Raw genomic sequence first — 25,201 nt, forward strand, 5'->3', positions numbered from 1 at the left:
TAAAAGCACTAAAAGCACTAAAAGCACTAAAAGCACTAAAAGCACTAAAAGCACTAAAAGCACTAAAAGCACTAAAAGCACTATCTGATTTAACACATTAAAGTAAATAGGCACTTTCCTTAGATCCTTCTAAAAAAAGTGCCTATTTGTTCGACTCAATACATATGTAAAGAGCCGTGTTTACTCACGGAAACACCAACGCACGATCCCCACTTCATTTATTTCCCAAGCCAGTACGCCAGTATATACAGGAAATAAATATGAACAGGATAAAATACATAAAACAAATACTTCATATTGCGTCCCTTTGCGCCATTATACAAAGCGATCGGAATAGCGGCGAATACCATCATCCATTGATAGTTTACCCAAAGGTCAAAACCGCCTGCCCATGCGGCGAATGTGGATACCGCAACTAACACAACGATTTGCCATAGTCGTTTCTGGCGTAACAGATGGAACAGCACACCTAAAATAATAAATACAAATCCACCTTCAACAAATGCAGGGATGGGAATAATTAGATTTACATAAATGAACGCTTGAAGAACCCAGGGATTATTCAATGCGGATGAAGTGAGTAGCTGAAGTGCAGCCTGGTTGATAATAAAGGGTAACAGCAATGCGATCACAGCTGCTGCCATCTGAGCATATTTACGCGCCTTGATCGCTCCTACCAGCCAATCGATCAACAGCATGTAGAGTACAGATAAAAATAACGTACCAAAAATATTATTCATCAGTGCATTATCCGATGGTAATTGACGCTGGAGTAGCATACTAATGATGCCCATTAACACATAACCAACGTACAGATGCATCATATATTTCCATTTGCTACGTGTGTAATGATATCCTTCTGCACTCGCAAACAGAAAGATGGGGGCGACGATCCGTCCAATCCAGTTAAACCAGACAGGCACATCGGCTGGAAAAAATTGATGAATATGATCGAACACCATCAGTAGCATACCGATCAGTTTCAGTTGAAAGCTATTCAGACGAAAAGATGAACCGTTTAAAACAGGCAATGTAGACATAAAAAAACCTCCTAATTTGATAATGGGCTAAACTCAGATTGTTCGAACAGTCCACCGTCGGGACCGTTCTTTTTCATGAGTTCAGCATATCGAATAGGGAGGTTTCTTCCTATCGAATGAGCTTAAAAACACCTTACAGTTCAGTAAGCTAGCGTTCGTAGTCTGGTGATTATCGCGTAATATCGAATACAGAGGGTTCTTCTTAGTCGAATGAGCTTAAAAAACACCTTACAGTTTAGTAAGTTAGCGCTCCTGGTTTGTAATTATCGCGTATCCTATTGGTACTACTTATTAGTATTACTGCATATTAGCATTACTGCATGCTGACTCTCCATATAGACATGCTATGGTACACATAGACACTCAATATGAGAGCTAACACACTGATCGATATGAAATCAGCACCGTCCCAAACTGGCGCAGCAATTTCGCAATTCTAGCACACTGATACTGATCGATATGAAAGCTAGTACGTTAACCAGATTAAATACTAGTTTTGATTATATGTTGAAATGGTTACATTTCGAGTCTCGCCCCATTTTCAAAACTCAAATGAATCTCGGTCAAGGTACTAGAACACTGATTTGATGCAGGAAAGTTACTCGGCCTTATACTGTCACCTATTGTTATTCAAATGCTTCCATTTCTCAACGAACTGTTTGGTTTCTTACGCTTATTTCATGCTGCTCAATCTCCAGATGAACTGAAGCCGTAACATATTTTGCTCTGCAAAAATCACTTTTCATTGAACCTCGTGTTAGGAAATCGCTAACATCAGAAATTATTCTTACCCCTTATTTCTTTTCCGTGCGAGGGTGTGGATTGAAAGTGTCTAAAGGCATTGCAAGTATTCCTAATCCGTAGTCACTCTTCGTGCGAAGGTGTGGATTGAAAGTGTCTAAAGGCATTGCAAATATTCGTGATCCGTAGTCACTCTCCATGCGATAGTATGGATTGAACGTTCCTGAGCATCCAATCGCCGGATAGCTTCCTGTGTCGCTTTCCGCAGTGAAGTGCTGCTTACAGGTATACGAGTTTGCCTACACGTCCTAGTACAACTGCCAGTATAACTTTCATTATTCCCCTTCTTATTTAAACGTAATCGACTTCTGCATAGCAGCCCAGTTATTTTGTCCGATAATGCCGAGGCGCCATAAAGCCACACCTTTTAGTTGATAACGCTTAGCCAGTCCGATCTTGGCATTGACGCTAGTTGCATTTTCACTGCTCAAGGAGATACCAAGTATGAGTTTTGCAGGGGAAGTGTTTTGCAATGCCATCAGAATGGCATCATTCACTTTATCCATCGGTTCTGGACTTTTCTTATCTGTATAATCATAAGCCATAATAATCAAGTCATCTGCAAGTAAGCCCAGTTGCTTATAGTCATAGCCTGTATACGAGCTATTCAGTGGGTGCAGAGCAAGGGTAAGCTTTAAGCCTGCGCTATGTGCCGCAGTCGATAGTTTTTGAACGAAGGCATTATAATCGCTCCGCGCTTTTGCTTTGTCTCCACTCCAGCCGAGACCTTCAAAATCGAGCAAAATGCCTTTAAAGCCTTTGGCAGTAGCGGTATCGATCATCGCTTGAATGGTACGATTTTGCAGCTCTTGATTTTCCAGATTACGGGTTAATTCGCCATGACCGTCAACGGCATAGACCATCAGGTAAGGAGCGGTGCCGTTGGCAGCCGTATTTTGGATGAGCGATTCTGGTGTATCGGTGCCAGCTGCTTGCGGCCATTTGTATTCGGTGCTGGTAGTAGAGAACTCGCCATCTGTTGTAATCCGGCTCCAACCATAGGCGACTGCATCCAAATCCGGTACATGCGCGCGTTCATCATACGAAGAGATGGCGTAGAAACCCATCGTGTACAAATCTTTAATCGGTGAAGTAATCGCGACCGTTCGTGTAGCAGCATTCCAGTTCACCGTTGCTCCGAATTGTTGGCTGAAAAAGCTAAGCGGAATCATCGTCGTATTGTTAATCGTTTGCGGAGCAATGGTAAGGGATACATTTTTTCCATCGACGCTTGCCATTTTACTATTCATCGTAAGCACAATTTTTCTGGTAGTGCTGTTGGTAGTGCTGTTGGTAGTGCTGTTGGTAGTGCTGTTGGTAGTGCTGTTATGATTTGTGGCTGTAGCTGTAATCGTTTGGGCAGTTTGATTCCAGCTTACCTGTACACCGAGCGCTTCGGAAATGGCGCGGAAGGGTACAAGTGTTGCTCCATTTTTGATCACAGGTGCCGTAGGAAAGGGCAATGGATAGCCGTCTAACATAATAGTTGTACTTGGAACGGCGGCTTCTGCGGTATGTACGTGGGCAGCCGGGAATGCGAATGTACCTGCACTAATAACAAGAGTGAGCGACGAAGCGAGTAACCATTTTTTCATAATAAACCTCCTCATTGTATGTTGGATTTCTAAAGGTATACCCTCGGAAATTAAAATAAATCAGCCCGTTATGCCCCCAAATCGCTGCTAGACTACACAGCCTGTTTGCATCTATTTGATAGGGACATTCTAAAGCCGATCAGGATCTATTAACCTTCTCACACTGCGCTCTTAAATCCCCCTTAAAATAAATCTCCCTTTTCCAACCTAACGTTCTTATTTTACCAGAACGCCACCTACAAAGAATTATACAAATCCTGATATTTATGTCATAATTGCTGTTTTTATGAGAAATAGAGGAGGAAAGTATCAGAAGCGAGGCACATCTTTTGACCTCTCTTTATCAGATGTCGAACCAATTTGATTTTTTTGCATACAAATCGATATGAAATCAGGTACACTTATGAAGTGTTAAAAGTATGTAAATTGAAGCTGAGCAAGCGACCAGAAGGAATTGAATGGTAGCCATTTAAATTTAAACATATATCGGTTATATTAGGATTAGAGTACACTGGTGTTCAGGGCATGATTATCATGTACGATCATGTTCAATACCAAGACGATTCGCTGATTATGGAAGCATAGATGTGGTCCCTATCTTTCGAAAAGCAGATCGTATGGGCAATTGGAAATGAAAGCTTGACCCGAAACATGCCATCAATGAAACCCGGAACTTGTGCTATCTTTCGAAAGGGTATAACCGTACTGCTGGAAAAAGAGCCGTAACGCCGGGTAGTATATGGCTAGATGAAGAAACATAATCGCATGATGCTGCATTTGCAACCTTGTATTTTGCCGGACAAATCATCACGATGGGACACCTTGCGGAATGTTCGTCAACGACTCTTGGATTGAGTAAACTCTAGCGGCTCGTCTGGTAGCCATTATTTTATAATAAAATCATATTGTATTCGGTAATAATTCAGACATCGCGTATGCGCTGAGATTAGGCCGAAGCCTGGGCATCCATAGCCCGGCTTCGGTCTATTTTTTTTACAAAGGAGGTCAAAGATATGGAATCCAAATCGATGTTATATATTGGCCAGGATCCGATCAATCTCCAACTGGTTCGTTACCTGCTCAGTAAAAAATTTCCGCATGTCACACTTATTCAGGCATGTAACAGCAGCGAAGCCATGTCCAGGCTAGAAGAAGACGCGCCTGCACTTGTCCTTGTTGATATCCAGCTTCCGATTACCGAGGAATACACCATTCCAGAGAAGCTTAAACAACCATCCGAACATGAATCGCCTCCCATCTGGGCTGTGAGTGGCTGCGTGATGGATCAAGATATTGTCCGGGCATATCGATCAGGCTTTGATCGTTATTTTACTAAGCCGCTTCATCTACTTAGCTTTACTCATCATCTGCGCCGAGAACTGGACGGATGATCATCATCGGTGCAGCGTGCAGAGAGTCTGTGTACCATTCTGTACGATCTGCTTGTACCGAGCGATCCCCAACAATTAATCAGGTATTCCAACTCTTTAAAACGTGGAGTGTATAAATCATTGAATGCAAAAAGTATAATCACACAAGCTACTAGCTACACTACGAAATTATTACGCAATCGCTTTGGCAAAGGACCGGAATCGGTATCGATTCATTTATGCAAAAATTGCGTCGTATTTCATTTGAAAAATTTTATTAGCCCTGTGGAAAAGTTTCTGATCAGTCAGGAGGAGGAGCAGGCGTTTCGCTACACGCGCGACCTGATTATGAAATCTTTGCTGCCTGAGTTACGAAGCTTTCTACAGCACCAATTGAATATGGATGTCATTGACTGGTATTATGACTGGGGACTGCATCACGCCTCCGGTGTTATTGTGGCGCTGCTTGGTCCAGAAACTTCACTGGCTGTAGACTATAAGCAGAAGCAGGCGATTCATCAACAGATTATTCAGACGACCAATGCTTTGCAAAAGCCGCCTGAATATATTGATTCCTGGTGGATCAACACACGTATGCTGTTCATTTTTCGACGCGGCACGACCATTTTGCTGGAAAAGGAATTTATTACGCTTGGTTATGAGCAAATGTTGCGAGTGACCAAGGACAAGCTGGAGAAAAGGCTGCTAGCCAAGCAGACGAATATCGAGCAGATTGTCGGCAAAAAAATCGCTGATCTGTATGTGGATTGGAATTTTGATAAAGATCACAGCATGATCATTTATCTCTTTGAAGACCATATGACGACAGAATCGATACGACAGGAAGGGTAATCGTCATCGTCTGGATCGGTCTATGACTTTCGTTGGAAATCAGCGCATCATCGCGGTAAAATTATAAACCCTTTTGCCCCATTATCGTTCCTAATATCGTCAAGCTTCTGTTAGAAGGGTATACTGTCTATAATCCATACTTTCCATGCACGTCCTTTATTTCAGCATGAGACACACAGAAACGATACTATTTTATAGATGGTGGTGTACTCGTTTGAAACATAAGGAAATGATTAGTCAGTCCACTTCATATGTAACCAAGTTGCTTCGTAGTCGCTTTGGGAAAGGACCACAGTCCGTCAAAATTGTGCTATCTGAACGCTCTATTGTGTTTCAGCTTCGCAATTTTATAAGTCCGGTCGAGGATTTTCTGCTTGTGCACAACGAAGAGGAAACATTTCGTTATACGCGTGAACTCATTATGAACGCAGTACTGGAAGACTTGCGGAATTTTCTTCAGCAAGAGCTGGGACTACCGATTAGCGATATGTACTACGATTGGGGTGTACATAATGCTTCTGGTATTATCGTAGGGCTGATCGAAGTTCATCCAAACGAGCAGGCTCCCCATTATGAAGGTAAAGCTGCGTTAGAGGGAGAATTATCAAATATTTTGGAAAAGATTCAAAAGCGTCCAGAGCATATCGATTCCTGGTGGGTCGATCCTTCGATTCTATGTGTATATCGTCGCGGCATTACGAAGCTTATTGAGCTAGAGTTGATCGAACTGGGTCATCTGGATGTGCTCAAAACCGCTAAACGCCGATTGGAAAAGCGATTGATTACAGAGAAGCTGAACACGCAGGAACATATCGGTAAGTCTCAGCATGAGCTGTACCTGGATTGGGATTTTGACAGAGATGACGGTATTATTTTGTATATTTTTGATTAGATGATGACGTGGAACGTATGGGTGATCGATGAGTAAAGGTGTTGTCGAGAGAGCCATTGGATAACAAAAGGCGATGTGGAATGTTCCACACCGCCTTTTTGTTATCTTTTCGTATAGCTACGTATAGCTAATGGCTAAGCAAACGAGTTATTCAGCAAATAGCTTCGGATCGGAGCCAAAACGGTTGTCTCCCGGGTTGCCTTCCAGACACATGAATACGAGTAGAATGATCGGGCCAACAAATGGAGCGAGCGCAATCAGAACCCACCAGCCACTACGATCGGTATCATGTAAACGACGAACGACTACGCCCAGTCCTGGCAGAAATACCGCGAGTGAATACAGACCGGTCAGTACGCCGTTAAGACCAATCAGAGATTCCAGCCACAAAAGTATTAGTACGATTGGGATCGAAATCAGTGTGTACATCCAGTATTCCTTACGTCTTGCTCTACCTTGAAAATTAACATAATCTTTTAAAACTTTTAAGTACCAACTCACTTACTATTCCTCCTACAATCTATGTATTTATTTAAAGCATTACATATATACCATACATATACAGTAAAGTGAATGTTTATTTAGGATGTTATCCCTTTTATTTACATAAAAACTGCAATGATAATAAAATCAGTTATTTGGTCCTAGACACCTATCTAAAGTAATTTCCTATGATTTCGTTTGTAATTAACACTGGTCAAAGCTTATTTTCGTGATACAATACTTAAAGTCTATGCACGACCATGTGAATTAGGAAGGATCGTACACCTTATGAATCAACCCCCATTTATTGCCGTTGAAGGCCCGATTGGTGCGGGTAAAACAACACTGTCCACGATGCTGTCGCAAGAGCTTGAGCTGCCGATTCTCAAGGAGATTGTAGAGGAAAATCCGTTTCTCGGTAAGTTTTATGAAAATATCGATGAATGGAGCTTTCAGCTAGAAATGTTTTTCCTGTGTAATCGGTATAAGCAGCTTGAAGATACAGGTATTCAGTACATTGCTAACAATCAGCCGGTTATTGCCGATTATCATATCTATAAAAATATGATTTTTGCTCAGCGTACATTAAAAGGCGTTAAACGCGAGAAATATCGCCAAATTTATCATCTGCTAACCGATGATTTGCCGAAGCCGGATGTGATCGTCTATATCCGTGCCAGTCTGGATACATTGCTACGCCGGATTGCCAAACGCCAGCGTTCTTTTGAGCTGGGCATGGATACCGCTTATTTGGAGCAATTAATTCTCGATTACGATGAAGCGATGGCAGCGATTGCTGAGCGTGAGCCGGATACGACGATTATTACGATCGATGGCGACACGATTGATTTTGTGGAAAACAGGGAGCAGTTCAATGAGATTGCTACCGATTTAAAGGAGCTTATACATGAACGAATACAACATACCTGAAAATGCGCTGATCACGATTGCCGGTACGGTAGGTGTCGGTAAATCGACACTGACGTCAGCGCTGGCGGAGCGTTTGAATTTTAAAACTTCACTGGAAAAAGTGGATCACAATCCGTATCTGGAAAAGTTTTATCATGACTTTGAGCGTTGGAGTTTTCACCTGCAAATTTATTTTCTAGCCGAACGCTTTAAAGAGCAGAAGCAAATTTTTGAAGCGGGTGGCGGCTTTGTACAGGATCGGTCGATCTATGAGGATACCGGCATTTTTGCCAAAATGCATGCCGATAAAGGTACGATGTCGGTCACTGATTATGAGACGTATACAAGTCTGTTTGAGGCGATGGTGATGACGCCATACTTCCCACATCCCGATGTGCTCGTCTATTTGGAAGGCAGCTTGCCATCGATTCTGAACCGCATTCAGCTGCGCGGACGCCAGATGGAAATCGATACGGATCGTTCGTACTGGGAGCAGATGCATGGACGTTATGCAACATGGATCAATGAATTTACAGCTTGTCCAATCCTGCGTCTGAATATCGACGAATATGATGTGAATGATCCGGCTTCGATGGACGAGATTTTGCGTCAGATTAGTATCGTTGTAGCTAATGTGAGAGCGGAAAAGAAGCTGCATGTACCGGGCTGAGTCGACACATATTTTGTACTGATTAGGTAGGTTGATAAGCTAGCGTATGTAAACGTAGGTGGTGAGACATGCACCACTCCGCGAAGCAATAGGAAGAGAGGCTATAGCCTCATCTGCCTATACGTTTGCGTAAACAACCTCATACATGAAAGGCACAAGTTCGATATGATATCGAATTTGTGCCTTTTCTTGTAGAGTAACAGACGAATAAAGGCTCGTATACCAGTACAGGTGATCCGGTCGTAAGCAAGAGCGATTCAATTGTGGAAGCGATTACCTTCATTCGTCAAAAAGGCGTATACTATGCTTGTCAAATAAAAGGATGAAAGCGATAATCGATTCATTCTATGCTGTCGACATCATCTGTATATCAAACATGATAGCTTATAATTAGATAGATAAGGAGACTCCTATGGAGAATGTAACTGATATTTGCTGGCAAGTGCGCTCGCCTGAGCTAGAAATTTTGCTGACAGACGATTGTATGATCGAAACGCTGGAGCCTGGATTTGAAGCACAGGTGTTCAAACTGCTGGCAGGTGGGAAGCCCTATGTGCTCAAATGGTGGAATAGAGAATCGAAGCCAGATATGGAGTTACAATATAATGTGTTATCGATGCTACATCAACATAAGCTGGCTGTATCCAATGTGTATGGATATGGTACATATCAAGATCACGGTGTATTACTTACAAGTTATGATGGAAAACCTATTCGCAAGATCACTACGCCACATGTATCCTTGCTGGCACGTGAGCTTGCCGGTCTACACAAACTTGCTACTGACGAACTGCAAGAGGTAGACATACCTGCATACGGGCAAAAAAGTTATTTTTACAGTGGAATCGATCAGTATGCCGAGCTATCGGATGCATTGGACGAGCTTATTAGGCATATTCAGTGGCGAGAACCATCGATCATTCATGGGGATTATCATCTCGCCAATATCGTATACGATGGTGCACGGTATACGATTATCGATTGGACGAATGTGCAACAGATGGATGCGCGTCTCGATCTGGCGTGGGCGTTACTTATTTTGCAGTTTTACGTGTCACCGCGTTATGAGCGTGTGTTTCGCCAGACGTATCTGGACATACAACCTCAGGCGAATGATCAGTTGGATGCATTTACAGGACTTGCTTTTTTACGCTGGCTGATGCAGTACGAGAAAGGACATACTCCCCGGATACCTGGTGCGCGTAAGCGAGCACAGGAGCTGGTACAACATAATAAGTGGCTACAGCAGCATACGGATCTATTTTCGAAATGGATCGGAAAATAGACGATGGCGTCTATAGAAACTTGTGTAGATGTCAACGACACTTTACTACGCGAAGGGAATAAGGGAGAAATGGCGACCTTTGCCTACAGCAATTTACAATGTACGCGTACTTTGTAAGTTTCTGTACGATATCGAAGCCTAGCTATTTATTGTTTACCGCACGGGTGCCTGCGTATGACTTACGTTTACGTACACAGTCTGACACTTCACCACATCAATAAAGCTGGAGGCGATAACATGATAACCTTTGATCCACTGTACTATCCTTATCCTTCTCAACGGAATGCTGTGTACGCACGTCATGGCATGGTCGCGACCTCGCAGCCGCTGGCGGCACAGGCGGGACTGGATATTTTGAAAAAAGGCGGCAATGCTATTGATGCGGCGATCGCTACGGCTGCGTGTCTAACCGTTGTCGAACCAACGTCCAATGGAATCGGGGGCGATGCGTTTGCACTGGTATGGATCAAGGATGAGCTACACGGTTTGAATGCAAATGGACCAGCACCGCAATCGATCTCTGTGGAAGCGGTTCAGGCAGCCGGTCATAAGGAAATACCCACCTATGGCTGGACCCCGGTTACTGTCCCCGGTACGCCAGCAGCCTGGAATGAGTTATCTCGAACATTCGGGCGTCTCCCACTAACCGAAGTGCTTGCTCCTGCGATTCATTATGCAGAGTATGGCTTTCCCATCTCACCCACGCTGGGCTACTACTGGGATTTGACGTTTAAACGATTTAAACAGATGCTGCAAGATGACGCTTATCAGGGCTGGTTCCATACATTTGCTCCGGATGGACGTGCACCGCGTATCGGAGAATTGTGGCGCTCGCCTGGACATGCGGCGACTTTACGCAGTATTGCGGAGAGTGGAGCAGCTTCCTTTTATAAGGGAGAACTAGCAGAGCAGATCGATGCTCATTCCCGGCAATACGGTGGTTATTTACGCAAACAAGACCTGGCTGCGTTTCAGCCGGAATGGGTAAAACCGATCTCAGTTGAATATCACGGCTATGATGTATGGGAGATTCCACCGGCCGGTCAGGGACTGATTGCATTAATGGCACTAAATATATTAAAAGGTTATTCGTTTACCGAGCGTGATACGGTAGTGACGCATCATCGGCAATGGGAAGCGATGAAGCTCGCTTTTACAGATGGATTAAAATATATTACGCAAGAGGATAAAATGACGGTGCTTGCAGCTGATCTACTATCAGAGCAGTATGCGTCAGAACGTCGCTCGCTGATCGGAGACGAAGCGCTTCAGCCAGAGCCAGGCAAGCCTGTGGCAGGTGGAACCGTCTATCTGGCAACTGCCGATGACGAAGGCAATATGGTGTCTTATATTCAAAGTAATTATATGGGGTTTGGCTCCGGTATCGTTATTCCGGGTACAGGTATTAGTATGCAAAATCGGGGTCATTCCTTTTCGCTGGATTCAACTCATGATAATCGGTTGGAGCCGGGCAAAAAGACATATCATACGATCATTCCGGGCTTTTTGACGAAGCAGGGGCGTGCGGTTGGCCCATTTGGTGTGATGGGTGGATTTATGCAGCCGCAGGGACATGTGCAAATGGTTATGAATATGATCGATTTTGGCTTAAATCCGCAAGCGGCATTGGATGCTCCGCGCTGGCAGTGGCTGGAGGGCAAAGTGATCGAAGTGGAGCCATCCTTTCCGGACTATCTCGCCCAGAGTTTAATGCGTAAGGGGCATATGGTTCGGCGTGCGAACAGTTCCGGCGGCTTTGGACGCGGACAAATTATTGTACGGGATGAAGAAAATGGTGTGCTGATTGGCGGTACCGAATCGCGCACAGATGGCGCTATTGCTTCGTGGTAGTGGAGAAAAGAGTGGAGGGAAAATATAGTTATAGAAGAGTGGAGAAAGTAGGGGATAAGGAAGGGCAAGAAAGAGTAAGAAAGAGCAAGAAAGAGCAAGAAAGAGCAAGAAAGAGCACTGTTTCTTCGTCGTTTAAAGAAAAGCAAGAAAGAGCACGACTGTTGCGCTCGTACACTCGTCGAATGGAAGTGGATTTCATATACTCTTGGCTACGCCTTCCGTACTCTCCATTAACAAAAAACTAAAAACAAGCACAGTCAGGAAGCCGCTCCCTCCTGACTGTGCTTGTTCATCCAGCTATCTAACTGTTTGGCCAGCCATAGCCCAGCACCGAGAAAGATGATGACAGGCAATAGTAGCCACGGATGCTCAATATAGCTATCCAGATCCGAACCGATATACGAAACGGCAAAGATCATCACAGCGCGTCCAGTAGCTGAGGCGATCACAAAGGAACGCAGCGAAATACCGCTCAATCCAGCGGCAGCGTGCATCACGGTAAAGGGACCAAATGGAAGCAAGCTGAACAGAAATAAGTACCAGAAACCATTCTTTTCGATCCAACCGAGGCTTTTGCGCATACTTTTACGTTCGGCAATGCGCTGGATGAAAGACCAGTGTGACAACTTGCGTACCAGAATAAACACGGTCATAATGCCGAGCATAACACCGACCCAGGAAAAGATAAAGCCATACCATAATCCGTTAGCTGCGGCATTGACACCGATAACAGCAAGTGTAGGCAATGGTGGAATGAATGACAGCAGAAATGCCATAACGATGCTGACCAGCGGCCCGAACGAGCGATATTGTTCCACCCAATCCGCCATAGTGTTATCTGCTGTCGGTGTTAACGTTGCGAGTAAAGTCATATCCATTGCGGCGTTCTCCTTTCCGTAATATATAGCCCTATTACCCTTTCGTAGCTACTATGACAGCAGGAGCGTGTATGGAAATAAATATTTAACACGTTGATAAGCTGATGGCTCAGGAACCAGATGATCGTGTATTCACTACATGATTGTGTATCCGCCAAATGAAAAGAAGCAGCTCATGATGTCTGCTCCTTTTGACTGAAAAAGGCTTCGATTTTACGGCTAATGATCAGGCATATAGCAATAAACAGCACCACAAGGGCAATGTACCACGGTTGTTCCCAATAGAGCGCCAGATCAGCGCCAATAAACGAAACGGCAAATACCATCACACCGCGTCCGAACAAAATGGCGATTAAAAACGAGCGAAACCGAATGCCGCTAAGTCCAGCCGCCACATTGAGCATTGTAAACGGTCCCACCGGAAACAGACTGAGCAAAAATACATAGGTGAATCCATGCTCTCTGATCCAAAGTCGAGTGCGTTCGACCCGTGGTTTGTTCACGATACGCTGAAGTAAACGGTGCTCGGATAGCTTGCGGATGATCAAGAAAGCAGCCAGTGAGCCGGTCATAATGCCGATATACGAATATAGAAACCCTAGCCACAGCCCATATACAGCCGCATTCACACCAAGCACAACAATCGTCGGCATCGGTGGAATAAATGATTTGAGAAACGGAATCAGGATGCTGATGAGCGGTCCCATCGACCGATATTCATTCATCCACCGTTTTAAATTGTCTTCGGTAATATAAGATAGCCATTCGGATACTGAAAGCTCCATGCGTTTACGTACTCCTTCATTCAACATTCAGGCATTTGCCACGAAGGGCATCCCGTCTTCAATTGCTCTTATTATAGCTGATTTGACGTTTGCCGAGGTAGCAGAGTCTGGGCGAACTTGAGACAATTTGCGAAAGTGAAAGTGAAAGTGAAAGTGAAAGTGAAAGTGAAAGTGAAAGTGAAAGTGAAAGTGAAAGTGAAAGTGGAAATAAAAGTAAAAATAAAGGTGGAGGTGGAAGTAAGAGTATAGGTGGAAGCAGAAGTAAACGTGAATGTAGCCTGCATGCAGCAGTTAGGGAACGATACAGGAAAGGAATACGATCATGCATATTATTATTCAGTTGTCGCGCCGAATTATACGAATGCGCAAATCGGTGCTTGCTTTTACAGCGTTGCTCTTTATTATGCTAAGCTCGGTCATTGCGTATACGTTAGAACCGAACACATTTGGACACTGGTTTAATGCGCTCTACTGGGTACTCACCACGATGGCTACTGTTGGGTATGGCGATTATTTTATGGAAAGTGTGCCGGGTAAAGTGTTTACGATTTTCTTGTATATTTTTGGCATCGGTTTGCTGAGCTTGATTATCGGGAAAATTATCGATTCGATGGGCGAATACAATCGTAGAAGGGATGCGGGCAAATTGAGTTATAGCGGTCACGGGCATATCGTCATCATTAATTGGAGCAAAAAAGCGCAGTATGCAATTGATGAGCTATTTTCCAGTAATCCGAAGCTGGACATTTTGATTATTGATCAGCTGGAAAAGCATCCGTATGATCATCCACAGGTGCATTATGTAAATGGAGATCCAACGAGAGAAGAAACGCTAGTGCAGGCAAGTATTGCAACCGCACAATCCGCCATTATTTTCGCAGATGCGCGTATTGATGACGCTTCACTTGTAGATGGAAAGTCGCTGCTTGTCGCTTCCAGCATTGAACGTACCGCTCCACAGGTACATACAACCGTTGAAATTATGCTGGAAAATCATATTCAAAATTTTCGCCATGTCCATATTAATGAATTTGTATTATCTCATGATGCGATCTCGCGGCTGGCTGTACGCTCAGCCCTGCAAAAAGGCAATAATGATATTATAAATCAGCTACTTAATCGACGGTATGGCGAGGATCTGTTCCAGGTAGAGCTGCGTCCAGAGTGGCATACATATGGTGATGCATTTCACACATTGCTGGCTGAAGGGGCAACGCTGATTAGTGATCGCAACGATATGACGATTAACCGCAAGCTTCATCAGCCGATTCCAGCGGAAGCGAAGCTATTTGTACTTTGTGATGATGTTACTTATTTAAGTATTAAAGGTATTCGCTCTAATGAACTGCAATAAATATATGAATTATCGTTGTTCAGGCTAGTTGCGCATGCTTTTCACGTGATAAAGCTATCAGGGGAACTAAGAGAACATGTAGCGAATATATAGTACGGAATGATCATCGTCAATAACGATAACTAACAATAATAGTAAATGAAATAATAGTAAGCAGTAGCTATACGAAACCAATCCTCTAAAATAAACGGATGCGTATACTACTCACTGTCAAAATCCTAGTATAACTCAATTCCTGATCCCTTGTATTGTAGCAGGAAGTGCGAATGTCCATATCATATATGGGAAATTTGCGTCCTTGTTATACTAAGGGATGCGAGGGATTCGGACTGTGCTAAAAAGGTGCTGCCATTCTCAATCAGCGTAATAACAGGTATACTAGGTTCAATACGCATGAGCCAGGCCCCTGTCCAGCGAGTCAGTGTAAATGAGACCTGCTTTTCCTGTACATATACTCCTTTACTGTCTCTTTACCGTTCGCGTCGTAAAATGTCATGCTTACGTTGTGAAAACATCCAGTGTGAGCATCGGGTATCGTTTTGCTCGCTCCGTCGCATTCATTGTTGAAGCAAGCAACGTCATCAGGTCTGCCTGAACTCATTTGCAAATCATTGTCGAAAAGGAGCTTGTCCCATGACGAACGAATATAAGCCTGTTATCGTAAAACACGTTGTCATCGGCGAAGGCGCGCCTAAAGTGTGTGTACCGCTGGTTGGCCGGACGACCGAGCAATTGCAGGAGGAAGCACGCTTTTTGCAGACGGCTGATCTGGATGTCGTGGAATGGCGTGTCGATTTTTTTGAGCATGTTCATCATATTGAGCGTGTGCGTGCAGCATTACTGGAAATTCGTGCGTATTTGCCATCGGTGCCGCTCATTTTCACATTCCGCACGAAACGTGAAGGTGGAGAAACGGACATCGCTATCGACGAATATGTACAGCTTAATCAATCTGTGGCAGCTTCTGGTCAGGTCGATCTGATCGATGTAGAACTGTTGATTGGAGAGGAATATGTGCGTGCGATTGTAGACAAGGCGCATCAACATCATGTGCCTGTTATTATTTCCAATCATGATTTTGCAGCGACACCGCCTAAAGAGGAGATTATTGCACGTTTACGCAAAGCACAGGCACTTGGTGGCGATCTGTTAAAGCTTGCAGTGATGCCGCAATCGCCTGCTGACGTACTCGCGCTGATGGAAGCGACGTACACGATGAAGGAGCAATATGCTACACGTCCACTGATTACGATGTCGATGGGTGGGCAAGGTGTGATCAGCCGACTGGCTGGTGAGCTGTTTGGTTCAGCGTTAACATTTGGCGCTGCCAAACGTGCGTCGGCTCCTGGGCAAATTCCAGTGTCCGAGTTACGTAATGTGCTGAATTTACTGCATAACCAGTTGTAATATAGCTGTACCGGTTACACTCACTCACTCACCATAGTTGTACACGCTATTTGAATTTCAGCGCTAATTTCAATGTCATGAATGAGTGCTATCCCATTGCAACGTTATTTCTGAATCCTCCACATGGATGCTGTGGAGGATTTTTCTTATATTGACATGTATAATACAAATAAAAATGACGGGAATAGAATAAAAGGAAGTGTTATGAAGCGTTAGCAAGAAAGGATTGTCCATTGCCATTCAATAAGTTTGGTCACATCCATTTGTATAAGAAAGGGGATTGGCTTATGTATAGGGTATCTTCACACCGACATCGATGTGCAGCCGAGGAATTGGACACATGGGAGCAACAACATGCAGTCAAGTTGCCGCTAGCGTACCGTCAATTTTTACTGGAATATGGTCAGGGCACGTATAATGATCTGTTTCATGTGGAAATGCCTGATCCGGAAAGATTGCAGGAGTTTGCGGAATATGGGCTGTGGGAGCATGGGCACAATAGTCCCATTACAGCGAGTCAGCTGACTGAATGTGTGGTCATTGCTAGCACAGTCGATGGTGATATGCTGGCGCTGCACCGTGAAGTAACAGGAGGTTTCTGGTTGCCACGCCACTCAGAGCAAATTGTAGCTGTAGCGTGGCAGGATCTGGTCTGGGAAGATTTTATGAAGCAACAGCTAAAGCGTTTGTATGGAGAGATGTATCCGTCGGCTTTGCACGAGTCTTATTTTGAACCGTGGAATGGAAGGCAACAGCATGAATTTTTGATGCTGCATGCAGAAGATGTGCTGGATCAGGATTGGGCTGTCAATGGTTTTATAAATACATTGGAAGGGAAGCAGAGCTATTTACGCGCAGTGGCAGCTCAACTGGCGAACCAGTATGAGCCTGATTTGAACATGCAGACTGTGCATACGGGCAAGTTATTTTATCGGGCGCTGGAGGGGTATATCCGCTTTAACTATGCTTATGGCAATGAAGTGGCTTTATTTTATGAGTCATCTCAAAGTACAGATGGTGGAGTCGCATTCGTTGAGCATATCCGTCGGCAGCTACACGCAGCTGGAATTAAATAATACACTTTAAAAATAGGAACAAATGTTCTATAATGAATATATATTATATTGTGAATGGGCAGATAAACGAATTGCACAAGTCATCAGTACACGATAGTCGTACTTATCATGCGATCGGTAGGTTGCTTGCTTGATATCTGCCCCGTATATTTTATGCTGAATATGCCGTATGTATGTTGATACCGTATAACATCTGCTGTTGTCGGATGATCGTATTCAGGCTTGATATGAAATGAACAGCATGAATCTATACTTTAGCCTGATGTATGACCTATTCGTCGGCAGCCTCATATGCAAGTAACTAAAGGAGGCTTCATCTGATGGCAATTACGATTGATGACCAGTACATAGACAGTCTTGCCCCTAACGCAGCAGCGGCAAAAAATGCCCGGGGATTGCTGCAAAAAAAGAAATTGGTAGCGCTATATCGTACAGCTGATGACACATTGATTTTTGGCGAATGTGCGGGTAGTGGGAAAAGTAATTATCAATGTTCCGTTGATTTTGTTCAGCAGGATAAGCCGGTGTCTCGTTGCACCTGCCCAAGTCGTCAGTTTCCATGTAAACATGCGCTGGCAATTATGTATGCGTATGTAGCCGGTGAAACGTTTGAACAAGCACCGATTCCTGAAGATATCGCAAGTAAACGCGAAAAAATGGAAAAGCGTGAAGAGAAGAAGGAAGAACGTCAGCAAACAGCTTCAACACCGGCAGAATCAGCACGTAAAAAAACGAGCAGTAAAAATGCATTGAAAAAGAAAATTCAGGCACAGTTGGACGGTTTAGATCTATTGGAAAAGTTAACTCTGTCGCTTGTGCGAAGTGGTCTCGGTACAGCGGACAAGCAGGTTATTAAAAATATTAACGATCATGTGAAACAGATGGGCAACTATTATCTGTCCGGTGCCCAAAATGAGCTGCGTCGTCTCTCACTGCTGCTGGCAGACAAGTCCGACCCAGAGCAACGTTATACCGCCGAAGTCGAACAGTTGGCTCGTATTCAGGCGCTAGTGCAAAAAGGACGCACACATTTACAGGCACGTCTTGAAGATACCGAGCTGGCACTGGATATCGAATCGCCAATTGAGGAATGGCTTGGACATACATGGCAGCTAGCCGAGCTGGGGCAATATGGATTGAAGCAGAATGCGTCTGAACTGGTGCAGCTTGCTTTTGTGAGCTATGACGATGCAGGACGACAGGAGTTTGTCGATCTGGGCTACTGGATGGAACCGGATGGAGATACGATCTGGCGCACATTTAACTATCGCCCTTACCGTGCAGTCAAGCATTTGCGCGAAGAGGATAGTTATACAGGAAGTGTGCAGCTCAACAATTGGTATCGTTATCCAGGTGATCTGAATCCGCGCATACGCTGGGAAGGCGAAATTCCTAGTGCGTTAAATCCGGAGCTGCTTGAACGCGTTCGTCGAGGGGCGAAACGAAGCTATGCCGATGCCATCAAAACGGTAAAAAATCAACTTAAAAATCCGCTCGCTGATGCTCATCCTGCGATGCTTTTGTATGTGAAATCAACCTATAAGACAGAGTCCGGTGAGCTGTATGTTACAGATGAGCAGGATCAATCCTTAATACTGGGCGATGTACAGGATCATAGTTTCCCTATAGCTGGCACAACAGCATTATTGCCGTATATCGCGCAGCATGGATTACAGGATGCGGTCTGGTTAGGCATATTCCAGCATCGTGTAGACACAGGGCAACTTGTATTTCAGCCATTATCGATCATTGGTGAACATGAGATCATTCGCCTGTTGTATTGAATGATTATGTCTGAAATGTTGTTGAGCAGGGGTGCCATGTGGGTGCCATGTGAATGCTGCTATTTAATTACAGGGAAAGCATAATATTAGGACACAAGGACACAAGGACACAAGGACACAAGGACACAAGGACACAAGGACACAAACGGCTGCTTTCATGTCAAATTGGCGCAGGCTGTTCTTTATAAATAGGTGGATCAAATGGATGAGCACAATACCAAAATATGTACGCACAAGGAGGAAAGGCTATGAGTACAGCATTACTTCAAGAGGTGTATCAGGAAACAAGACGTTTATATATCGCAGGCAGTGATCTGGCAACAGATGATTTTAGATTAAATCGGCTGTTACCGCGATTACAGCAACTCGGTGAGCGGGCGCCTGTATTCAAGCGGATTGGTGATGGCGTTGCAGCTTTGCTGGCAGGTTCCTCTGCTCAGGAGAGTGTAGATTCAGCAACCCAATTACAACGCCTTACGCTGCTTGTATTATCTGTACTTCGCACACAGGGCAGCACAACGAGCACATCCGAGCAGGCAGAGCCTTTATCAAGTGAGACCATTACATTACGTACGCGATTAACATATCGTCAGCTCGCGCCCGTACAGCAGGCATTGACGACGACAGGTGGCGGTCGCTTTGAGATTGTGGAGCAGGCGTGGAAGGAAGGCTATTTTGACGATCTGCGTCTGCTGCCGTTAGCGGTTCGTGCGCTGGCTGATCCGTATTCTGAGATTGCCGAGCTAGCGATGAAAAGTATTGTGCCGGGGTATGGGAAGCACATTTTGCCGTATCTGATGGAAGGTTTTAATCCTCAAGGTGGTAAACTGGAAATACGCAAAATGAAGGCGATTCAGGCGATTGCGGGTACGGAGTATGCGGACTTTTATTTTCAAACGGCGGAAACAGCTAAAGGCGATATGAAAGCTGCTGCGATTGCTGGATTGGAAGGACTGGAGCAATATCTGCCTTATTTGCTGGAATGGAGTAAGGATAAGAAAAGGGAAGTGCGTGCTGTAGCGTATCACGCACTCGCTCAGCTCAGTGCGCCTGAAGCACAGGAAGTGTTATTTACTAATTTCTCTGACTCCAGCCGTGATCTGGAGCTAGTTGTCGGTGCGCTATATGAATGTATGCAACCCGAACTTGCGGAGCGCCTACATGCTGCTGCATGGGAAGCGCTGAATGCTATAGTCTCGCATTCACCAGATGATGCAGCCATAGCACGTTACACTGCGGAATTACAGGCGCATTTTCAAATATGGCAGCAACATCATGCGGAAGCGCTGTATGAGATGTACCGGTTTATGTTAAAGCATCCTAAGTCATTCGAAAAGATGGACATATCCGATACCTACACTAAAAAAACGTTGCTGAGAGACCCATCCTATACGCTTTCTCATCACGGGAATAATGATGATGTAGAGCTGTTGTACGAGCTGGAGCAAGTATATCCGCACTATATCATTGCTACGGCAACTGCTGTACATCGTCATCGCTCGCCACAGGAATTTTATGAGCATTTCAGCCAGGGACTTGGAAGCGGTAGCCGCCGCGGAGGGCGACATGCTACGCCTAATAGTGAGCGCATATTCAAGTGGATGGAAGATCAGCTTGTTAAATACGAAGATACAGAGGTTGAACTGCTATACAGTGATGGCGAGACGCACGCTTATGATCTGTGGTTCCATACATTGTTGCCGCTGGAAGAAATGAAAGATCGATGGGACCCGCGCTGGTTAGATATTGCGCTGGCTCATCAGCAGACGGTGCTGGTGGCAGCGCTGACAAGACCAGGCGTACAGGAGGCACAGGAATTGCTCAAGGCAGCCATTATGGAGCGTGGTGATTTGCATCATCGCGATGTAGGTTTATATTTTCGTGCATTGCACCGTTCAGGATTGTCCATTAATGAACTGCGCAAGCTGTTCTGGGATACGGTGGAGAGTCAAAAAGGTGGCGCAAGTAACACGATCGATCCGTTTATCATTCATTTGATCAGTCAATTCCCAGCAGAGGATATTGAGCGTTTGGAACAGCTCATTCCAGATAGCGATGCGAAAACTAATGGCAAAATCCGTTATACAGCAGCTTCCCAGTTACGTGCAGTCATTCACAAAATGAAGGAGATGAAGGGATGAGCAATACAGAAGCATGGAATCAGGTGTTAAGACAATCGGCAGAACAGCTATATGCACATGAGTTAGAGGCATTGAAAAAAGCGGACACAGGGCATGTACCACCTGGCTGGAGCATGTCGCCGCAATCGGTGCTCACCTTCATTACTGGAGGCAAGGCAGGCAAAATCGATATTACACCCAAATATATCGGTAACCGTCGACTGGTAGAAATGGCGATTGCCACGCTGGTAACCGATCGGGCGTTGCTGCTAATTGGGGAGCCAGGTACAGCAAAGTCATGGTTATCGGAAAATTTGACGGCAGCCATCTATGGGCATTCGGGACTGGTCGTGCAAGGAACAGCGGGTACAAGCGAGGAGCATGTGCGGTACTCATGGAACTATGCGATGTTGCTTGCCAATGGCCCAACCCAGCAAGCGCTAGTGCAAAGTCCGATTATGCGTGCAATGGAAGCAGGCGGAATCGCTCGCTTTGAAGAGATTTCGCGTTGTGCATCGGAGGTGCAGGATGCCTTAATCTCGATTTTGTCGGAAAAAACGATCTCTGTGCCGGAGCTTGGGCAGGAAATGCAGGCGCGCAAAGGTTTCTCGATCATCGCTACCGCCAATACACGCGACCGTGGCGTTAATGAAATGTCAGCTGCGCTCAAGCGTCGCTTCAATATTATCGTATTGCCTGCACCGGACAGTCTGGATACCGAAGTAGAAATTGTGAAAAAGCGGGTCGCTGAGATTGCTTCTGCGTATGAGCTGCAAGCAGCGGTGCCGACAGATGATGCATTACATAAAGTGGTGACGATATTTAGAGAATTGCGACAGGGCATGACACTGGATCGTAAAGATAAAGTTAAATCGCCAGCAGGCGTTATTTCTACCGCTGAGGCGATTTCGCTTCTAACTAACAGCATGTCGCTGGCAGCAAGCTTTGGCGGTGGTGAAATGACGGATGAAGATCTGGCAGCCGGTCTACAGGGGGCGATCGTCAAGGACGATGATAAGGATCGGGTCGTATGGCAAGAATATTTGGATCATGTAATGAAAAAGCGTGGTGCAGAGTGGCGCGGGTTATATCATGCCTGTAAGGAGCTGAACGGGTGAGTACGACGACGGTAGCGGATGTGCATGTATTTGGTGTGCGCCATCTGTCCCCGGGCGGCGCTTATCATGTATTGCAAACGCTAGATCGGATACGTCCTACGGCTGTATTGATTGAAGGCCCGGCAGATGCTACTGCTGAAATTCGACATCTGGTAGCAAAAGGAACACAGCCACCGGTAGCGATTCTGGCATTTACCGATGAGTTGCCCGTTCGCACGGCGATGTGGCCGTTAGCTTCGTATTCGCCTGAATATCAGGCGATGCAATGGGCGGCCAAACATGGTGCTGAAGCGGCATTTATCGATCTGCCGTCCTCGATTATGATCGCGATGGATGAGCAATATGAACAGCAGGATAAACGTGACAACGGATCGGACAGACCGGATAATTTGGATGCTGATGCTGATGCTGATGCTGATGCTGATGCTGATGCTGATGCTGATGCTGATGCTGATGCTGATACTGTGCTAGCGGAGAAAGAGCTAGCAGTTCCAGCTGATACAGAGCCAACGGTGCATGGCGAGCTGGTAACAGAGACAGAGCAGCATCTGTCAGAAGAACCGGAAAGAATACGAACCGAGCAAGAAGCTGGCGATTCGGAGCATCCATTGGATGCGATGTATGCGCGGATTGCAGAGCTTTCTGGCGAGCCTGATTACGACTCTTACTGGGAGCGGTATTATGAGCATCAGCTGGGCGCGGATTCATATGCCAGCTCAATAGAGTTATTTTCAACTGAACTGCGCCAGTGGTCGGAGCAGGATGAGCGTCCATTTGCCAAGCGTGCTTTTGCTTATCATGCCGTTAGAGAAGCGTATATGCGGCGTCGCATTATGGAAACGATTGAGGCAGGGCATGAGACTGCACGTATCGTTGTGATTTGCGGCTCGTATCATGCGTCTGCGCTTCAAATCCATGAAGCTTTACCGCCTATGAGCGATGAAGAGCTAAAACGACTACCGCAGCGCTCGACTCGACTCACATTGATGCCATATTCGTATTATCGATTGTCTACTTTATCTGGCTACGGTGCAGGCAACCATGCCCCTCATTATTATGAATTGATGTGGAAAATGATGCAGAAGCAAGCGCTACACGAGCTTCCGCATCATTATTTAGCTGGTGTAGCGCGTGAGCTACGCGAGATGGGGACATATCGCTCAACTGCTGAGGTGATCGAGGCTGTACGTATGGCACAATCGCTAGCATCACTACGTGGTGGAGCACAGCCCGTGCTGGGTGATCTACAGGATGCGGCACGCACATTACTCGGACAGGGCGAATTGTCTGTTATCGCTGAACCGCTGGCAAGGCTGAATATCGGCACATCGATCGGACAACTGGCGGAGGGGGTTAGCCAGACGCCGATTCAGGATGATCTGAATCGACTGTTCAAACAATTGAAGCTTACACGCTATAAAACGGCTGTCGCGTCCGAGCTTGCGCTTGATCTACGCGAAAATCGCCGTTCTAGCTCGGAAGCATCCGCATTTTTAGATTTGCGACGCTCCTTTTTGTTGCATCGCTTACGGCTGCTTGGTATCGATTTTGCCAAAAAAACAGCTATACGCCAGGATCAGGCGACATGGGCAGAGCAATGGATATTACAGTGGTCACCCGAGGTCGAAATTCAGGTGATCGAATCGACACTACTGGGTGAAACGGTTGAAGTTGCCGCAGGCTACCGTTTTCAGCAACGGTTAGATGAATGCCATACATTAGAAGAAGCGTCCAAATTGATTGCGGTTGCTATTCAATGCGGTATGATTGCCCAGCTTGAGCCTGCCAGACGTGTGTTACAGCAGCTTGCTGTGGATAATCGAGATGTATTACAGATTGCATCTGCCGCAGGCGAGTTATCCCGTATGATTCGATATGGCGATGTACGGCGAGTGGACACGTCTCCACTTGTTCCGCTACTGGAACAGCTCTTTTTCCGTGGCTGTCTGTTTTTGACGGATAACTGTAATTGTAAGGATGAAGTTGCGACAGCGATGATGGAAGCGATTCATGAGCTAAATGTGATCAGTCAGGAACATGATCAGGAAGTGGACGGAGCGCTCTGGCTGCGAGAGCTGGGTGAGCTGATGCGGCGTGATGATCTGAATGCACGTCTGTCGGGCTTCGCCTGTGCAGTGCTAATGGAGCGAGCGGCGATTGATCAGCATGATATCGCTGCGGAAATGGCGCGCCGACTATCGCCAGGCGTGCCGGCAGAGTTAGGAGCAGGTTGGTTTGAAGGTCTGTCTGGACGCAATCGCTATATGTTATTGTCTCGTCTAAGCTTATGGCAGCAACTGAGTGAATATATGGATGGACTGGAAGACCAGCATTTTATGCGAGCACTCGTATTTTTACGTCGTGCTTTTAGTAGCTTTTCTGCTTCGGAAAAGTCACAGGTAGCGGAGCTGCTAGGTGAAGTGTGGGGAATTCATGCTGAGGCAGCAGCAGAGGTATTGACCGGTGAACTGGAGGAAAAGGAAGAACAGATGCTGGACGATCTGAATGACTTTGATTTTGATGATTTTTAGTTGGTGTGGATGGCTAGTCCTTTGACTAGCTTAACTTGCTCAGCTTAACTTAAAAGTCTAATCCATTCCATTTTATAAAAAATATACTTGTATCCTGTCATGAACTTATCTTTTTCTGTATACTATCAAACTTCATACGTAACACAGTCAATATACCGGTCTATGCTGATTTGTAAATGATGATGGCTTGTACAATAGGATGGTTTGGGATAAGAGCGAATTGCATGTGTTGAATATGAGAGATGTTCGCGAGAGATGTTTATTTGTAAATAAATGTTGTGAATGAGATATGGTTATGAGCGCTGAGGGAAGGGAGTTGAATATACCTTGAAACGAAATGATCGTACAGGCTCTGCCGGAGGCTATGGTGCCAGCCCTCGCTTATCATCTGATGATGGTA

The 25,201-nt window shown here is 45.3% G+C and carries 19 protein-coding genes; 14 read left to right on the top strand and 5 right to left on the bottom strand.

Annotation, left to right across the window (positions count from 1 at the left end; all coding sequences use genetic code 11):
- Positions 1–218: 218 nt before the first annotated feature.
- The gene (locus tag AAHF22_RS12425) at positions 219–1,040 is read right to left on the bottom strand and encodes a TraX family protein (RefSeq protein WP_347325341.1); all 822 of its coding nucleotides are present in this window, start codon (positions 1,038–1,040) and stop codon (positions 219–221) included.
- A 1,088-nt stretch (positions 1,041–2,128) separates the two neighbouring features.
- Positions 2,129–3,436 carry a stalk domain-containing protein gene (locus AAHF22_RS12430; RefSeq protein WP_347325342.1) on the bottom strand — a complete coding sequence of 436 codons (1,308 nt, stop codon included), beginning with the start codon at positions 3,434–3,436 and terminating at the stop codon, positions 2,129–2,131.
- Positions 3,437–4,449: 1,013 nt separating this feature from the next.
- Here AAHF22_RS12430 and AAHF22_RS12435 point away from each other — a divergent pair.
- The 3 genes from AAHF22_RS12435 (at position 4,450) to AAHF22_RS12445 (ending at position 6,550) form a co-directional block, all read left to right on the top strand.
- On the top strand, positions 4,450–4,827 hold the full coding sequence (locus AAHF22_RS12435) for a response regulator (protein WP_347325343.1): 378 nt from the start codon (positions 4,450–4,452) through the stop codon (positions 4,825–4,827).
- Positions 4,828–4,947: 120 nt separating this feature from the next.
- Positions 4,948–5,658, top strand: coding sequence for a Na-translocating system protein MpsC family protein (locus AAHF22_RS12440; RefSeq protein ID WP_347325344.1), 711 nt, complete (start codon positions 4,948–4,950; stop codon positions 5,656–5,658).
- A gap of 214 nt (positions 5,659–5,872) precedes the next feature.
- On the top strand, positions 5,873–6,550 hold the full coding sequence (locus AAHF22_RS12445) for a Na-translocating system protein MpsC family protein (protein ID WP_347325345.1): 678 nt from the start codon (positions 5,873–5,875) through the stop codon (positions 6,548–6,550).
- 147 nt (positions 6,551–6,697) lie between these two features.
- Here AAHF22_RS12445 and AAHF22_RS12450 read toward each other — a convergent pair whose 3' ends face one another.
- Positions 6,698–7,051 (bottom strand): DUF805 domain-containing protein, encoded by a 354-nt coding sequence (locus AAHF22_RS12450; protein WP_347325346.1) that lies wholly within the window; start codon positions 7,049–7,051, stop codon positions 6,698–6,700.
- Positions 7,052–7,321: 270 nt separating this feature from the next.
- On the opposite strand from AAHF22_RS12450, the gene AAHF22_RS12455 reads away from it, so the two are divergent.
- The 4 genes from AAHF22_RS12455 (at position 7,322) to AAHF22_RS12470 (ending at position 11,748) form a co-directional block, all read left to right on the top strand.
- A complete protein-coding gene (locus tag AAHF22_RS12455) occupies positions 7,322–7,963 on the top strand; it encodes a deoxynucleoside kinase (RefSeq protein WP_347325347.1) in 642 nt (213 codons plus the stop codon).
- The gene (locus tag AAHF22_RS12460; RefSeq protein WP_347325348.1) at positions 7,941–8,612 is read left to right on the top strand and encodes a deoxynucleoside kinase; all 672 of its coding nucleotides are present in this window, start codon (positions 7,941–7,943) and stop codon (positions 8,610–8,612) included. Before AAHF22_RS12455 ends, AAHF22_RS12460 begins: the two co-directional genes overlap by 23 nt.
- Positions 8,613–9,024: 412 nt before the next feature.
- On the top strand, positions 9,025–9,897 hold the full coding sequence (locus tag AAHF22_RS12465; RefSeq protein WP_347325349.1) for a phosphotransferase family protein: 873 nt from the start codon (positions 9,025–9,027) through the stop codon (positions 9,895–9,897).
- A 237-nt stretch (positions 9,898–10,134) separates the two neighbouring features.
- The gene (locus AAHF22_RS12470; RefSeq protein ID WP_347325350.1) at positions 10,135–11,748 is read left to right on the top strand and encodes a gamma-glutamyltransferase family protein; all 1,614 of its coding nucleotides are present in this window, start codon (positions 10,135–10,137) and stop codon (positions 11,746–11,748) included.
- A 257-nt stretch (positions 11,749–12,005) separates the two neighbouring features.
- Here AAHF22_RS12470 and AAHF22_RS12475 read toward each other — a convergent pair whose 3' ends face one another.
- Positions 12,006–12,626, bottom strand: coding sequence for a TVP38/TMEM64 family protein (locus AAHF22_RS12475; RefSeq protein WP_347325351.1), 621 nt, complete (start codon positions 12,624–12,626; stop codon positions 12,006–12,008).
- A gap of 173 nt (positions 12,627–12,799) precedes the next feature.
- Positions 12,800–13,411 carry a TVP38/TMEM64 family protein gene (locus tag AAHF22_RS12480; protein WP_347325352.1) on the bottom strand — a complete coding sequence of 204 codons (612 nt, stop codon included), beginning with the start codon at positions 13,409–13,411 and terminating at the stop codon, positions 12,800–12,802.
- Positions 13,412–13,733: 322 nt separating this feature from the next.
- On the opposite strand from AAHF22_RS12480, the gene AAHF22_RS12485 reads away from it, so the two are divergent.
- From AAHF22_RS12485 to AAHF22_RS12515, 7 genes are all read left to right on the top strand, one after another.
- The gene (locus AAHF22_RS12485) at positions 13,734–14,765 is read left to right on the top strand and encodes a potassium channel family protein (RefSeq protein ID WP_347325353.1); all 1,032 of its coding nucleotides are present in this window, start codon (positions 13,734–13,736) and stop codon (positions 14,763–14,765) included.
- Between the two features lie 633 nt (positions 14,766–15,398).
- A complete protein-coding gene (gene aroD, locus AAHF22_RS12490) occupies positions 15,399–16,172 on the top strand; it encodes a type I 3-dehydroquinate dehydratase (RefSeq protein WP_347325354.1) in 774 nt (257 codons plus the stop codon).
- Positions 16,173–16,459: 287 nt separating this feature from the next.
- Positions 16,460–17,248, top strand: a complete 789-nt coding sequence (locus AAHF22_RS12495; RefSeq protein ID WP_347325355.1) for an SMI1/KNR4 family protein — start codon at positions 16,460–16,462, stop codon at positions 17,246–17,248.
- A gap of 320 nt (positions 17,249–17,568) precedes the next feature.
- Positions 17,569–19,032 carry an SWIM zinc finger family protein gene (locus AAHF22_RS12500; protein WP_347325356.1) on the top strand — a complete coding sequence of 488 codons (1,464 nt, stop codon included), beginning with the start codon at positions 17,569–17,571 and terminating at the stop codon, positions 19,030–19,032.
- 248 nt (positions 19,033–19,280) lie between these two features.
- Positions 19,281–21,173 carry a HEAT repeat domain-containing protein gene (locus AAHF22_RS12505; protein WP_347325357.1) on the top strand — a complete coding sequence of 631 codons (1,893 nt, stop codon included), beginning with the start codon at positions 19,281–19,283 and terminating at the stop codon, positions 21,171–21,173.
- The gene (locus AAHF22_RS12510; RefSeq protein ID WP_347325358.1) at positions 21,170–22,270 is read left to right on the top strand and encodes an ATP-binding protein; all 1,101 of its coding nucleotides are present in this window, start codon (positions 21,170–21,172) and stop codon (positions 22,268–22,270) included. The genes AAHF22_RS12505 and AAHF22_RS12510 overlap by 4 nt, the downstream gene beginning before the upstream one ends.
- Positions 22,267–24,801, top strand: coding sequence for a DUF5682 family protein (locus AAHF22_RS12515; protein WP_347325359.1), 2,535 nt, complete (start codon positions 22,267–22,269; stop codon positions 24,799–24,801). Before AAHF22_RS12510 ends, AAHF22_RS12515 begins: the two co-directional genes overlap by 4 nt.
- The last annotated feature ends 400 nt before the right edge of the window (positions 24,802–25,201 follow it).

It is taken from the genome of Paenibacillus wenxiniae, from assembly GCF_039822605.1.
In the GTDB taxonomy this organism is placed as follows: Bacteria; Bacillota; Bacilli; order Paenibacillales; family Paenibacillaceae; genus Saccharibacillus; species Saccharibacillus wenxiniae.

What these genes read in the sequence shown, in the direction of transcription:
- AAHF22_RS12425 (WP_347325341.1), bottom strand. Translation starts at nt 1,040, where the DNA reads ATGTCTACATTGCCTGTTTTAAACGGTTCATCTTTTCGTCTGAATAGC.
- AAHF22_RS12430 (WP_347325342.1), bottom strand. Translation starts at nt 3,436, where the DNA reads ATGAAAAAATGGTTACTCGCTTCGTCGCTCACTCTTGTTATTAGTGCA.
- AAHF22_RS12435 (WP_347325343.1), top strand. Translation starts at nt 4,450, where the DNA reads ATGGAATCCAAATCGATGTTATATATTGGCCAGGATCCGATCAATCTC.
- AAHF22_RS12455 (WP_347325347.1), top strand. Translation starts at nt 7,322, where the DNA reads ATGAATCAACCCCCATTTATTGCCGTTGAAGGCCCGATTGGTGCGGGT.
- AAHF22_RS12460 (WP_347325348.1), top strand. Translation starts at nt 7,941, where the DNA reads ATGAACGAATACAACATACCTGAAAATGCGCTGATCACGATTGCCGGT.
- AAHF22_RS12465 (WP_347325349.1), top strand. Translation starts at nt 9,025, where the DNA reads ATGGAGAATGTAACTGATATTTGCTGGCAAGTGCGCTCGCCTGAGCTA.
- AAHF22_RS12470 (WP_347325350.1), top strand. Translation starts at nt 10,135, where the DNA reads ATGATAACCTTTGATCCACTGTACTATCCTTATCCTTCTCAACGGAAT.
- AAHF22_RS12475 (WP_347325351.1), bottom strand. Translation starts at nt 12,626, where the DNA reads ATGGATATGACTTTACTCGCAACGTTAACACCGACAGCAGATAACACT.
- AAHF22_RS12480 (WP_347325352.1), bottom strand. Translation starts at nt 13,411, where the DNA reads ATGGAGCTTTCAGTATCCGAATGGCTATCTTATATTACCGAAGACAAT.
- AAHF22_RS12485 (WP_347325353.1), top strand. Translation starts at nt 13,734, where the DNA reads ATGCATATTATTATTCAGTTGTCGCGCCGAATTATACGAATGCGCAAA.
- aroD (WP_347325354.1), top strand. Translation starts at nt 15,399, where the DNA reads ATGACGAACGAATATAAGCCTGTTATCGTAAAACACGTTGTCATCGGC.
- AAHF22_RS12495 (WP_347325355.1), top strand. Translation starts at nt 16,460, where the DNA reads ATGTATAGGGTATCTTCACACCGACATCGATGTGCAGCCGAGGAATTG.
- AAHF22_RS12500 (WP_347325356.1), top strand. Translation starts at nt 17,569, where the DNA reads ATGGCAATTACGATTGATGACCAGTACATAGACAGTCTTGCCCCTAAC.
- AAHF22_RS12505 (WP_347325357.1), top strand. Translation starts at nt 19,281, where the DNA reads ATGAGTACAGCATTACTTCAAGAGGTGTATCAGGAAACAAGACGTTTA.
- AAHF22_RS12510 (WP_347325358.1), top strand. Translation starts at nt 21,170, where the DNA reads ATGAGCAATACAGAAGCATGGAATCAGGTGTTAAGACAATCGGCAGAA.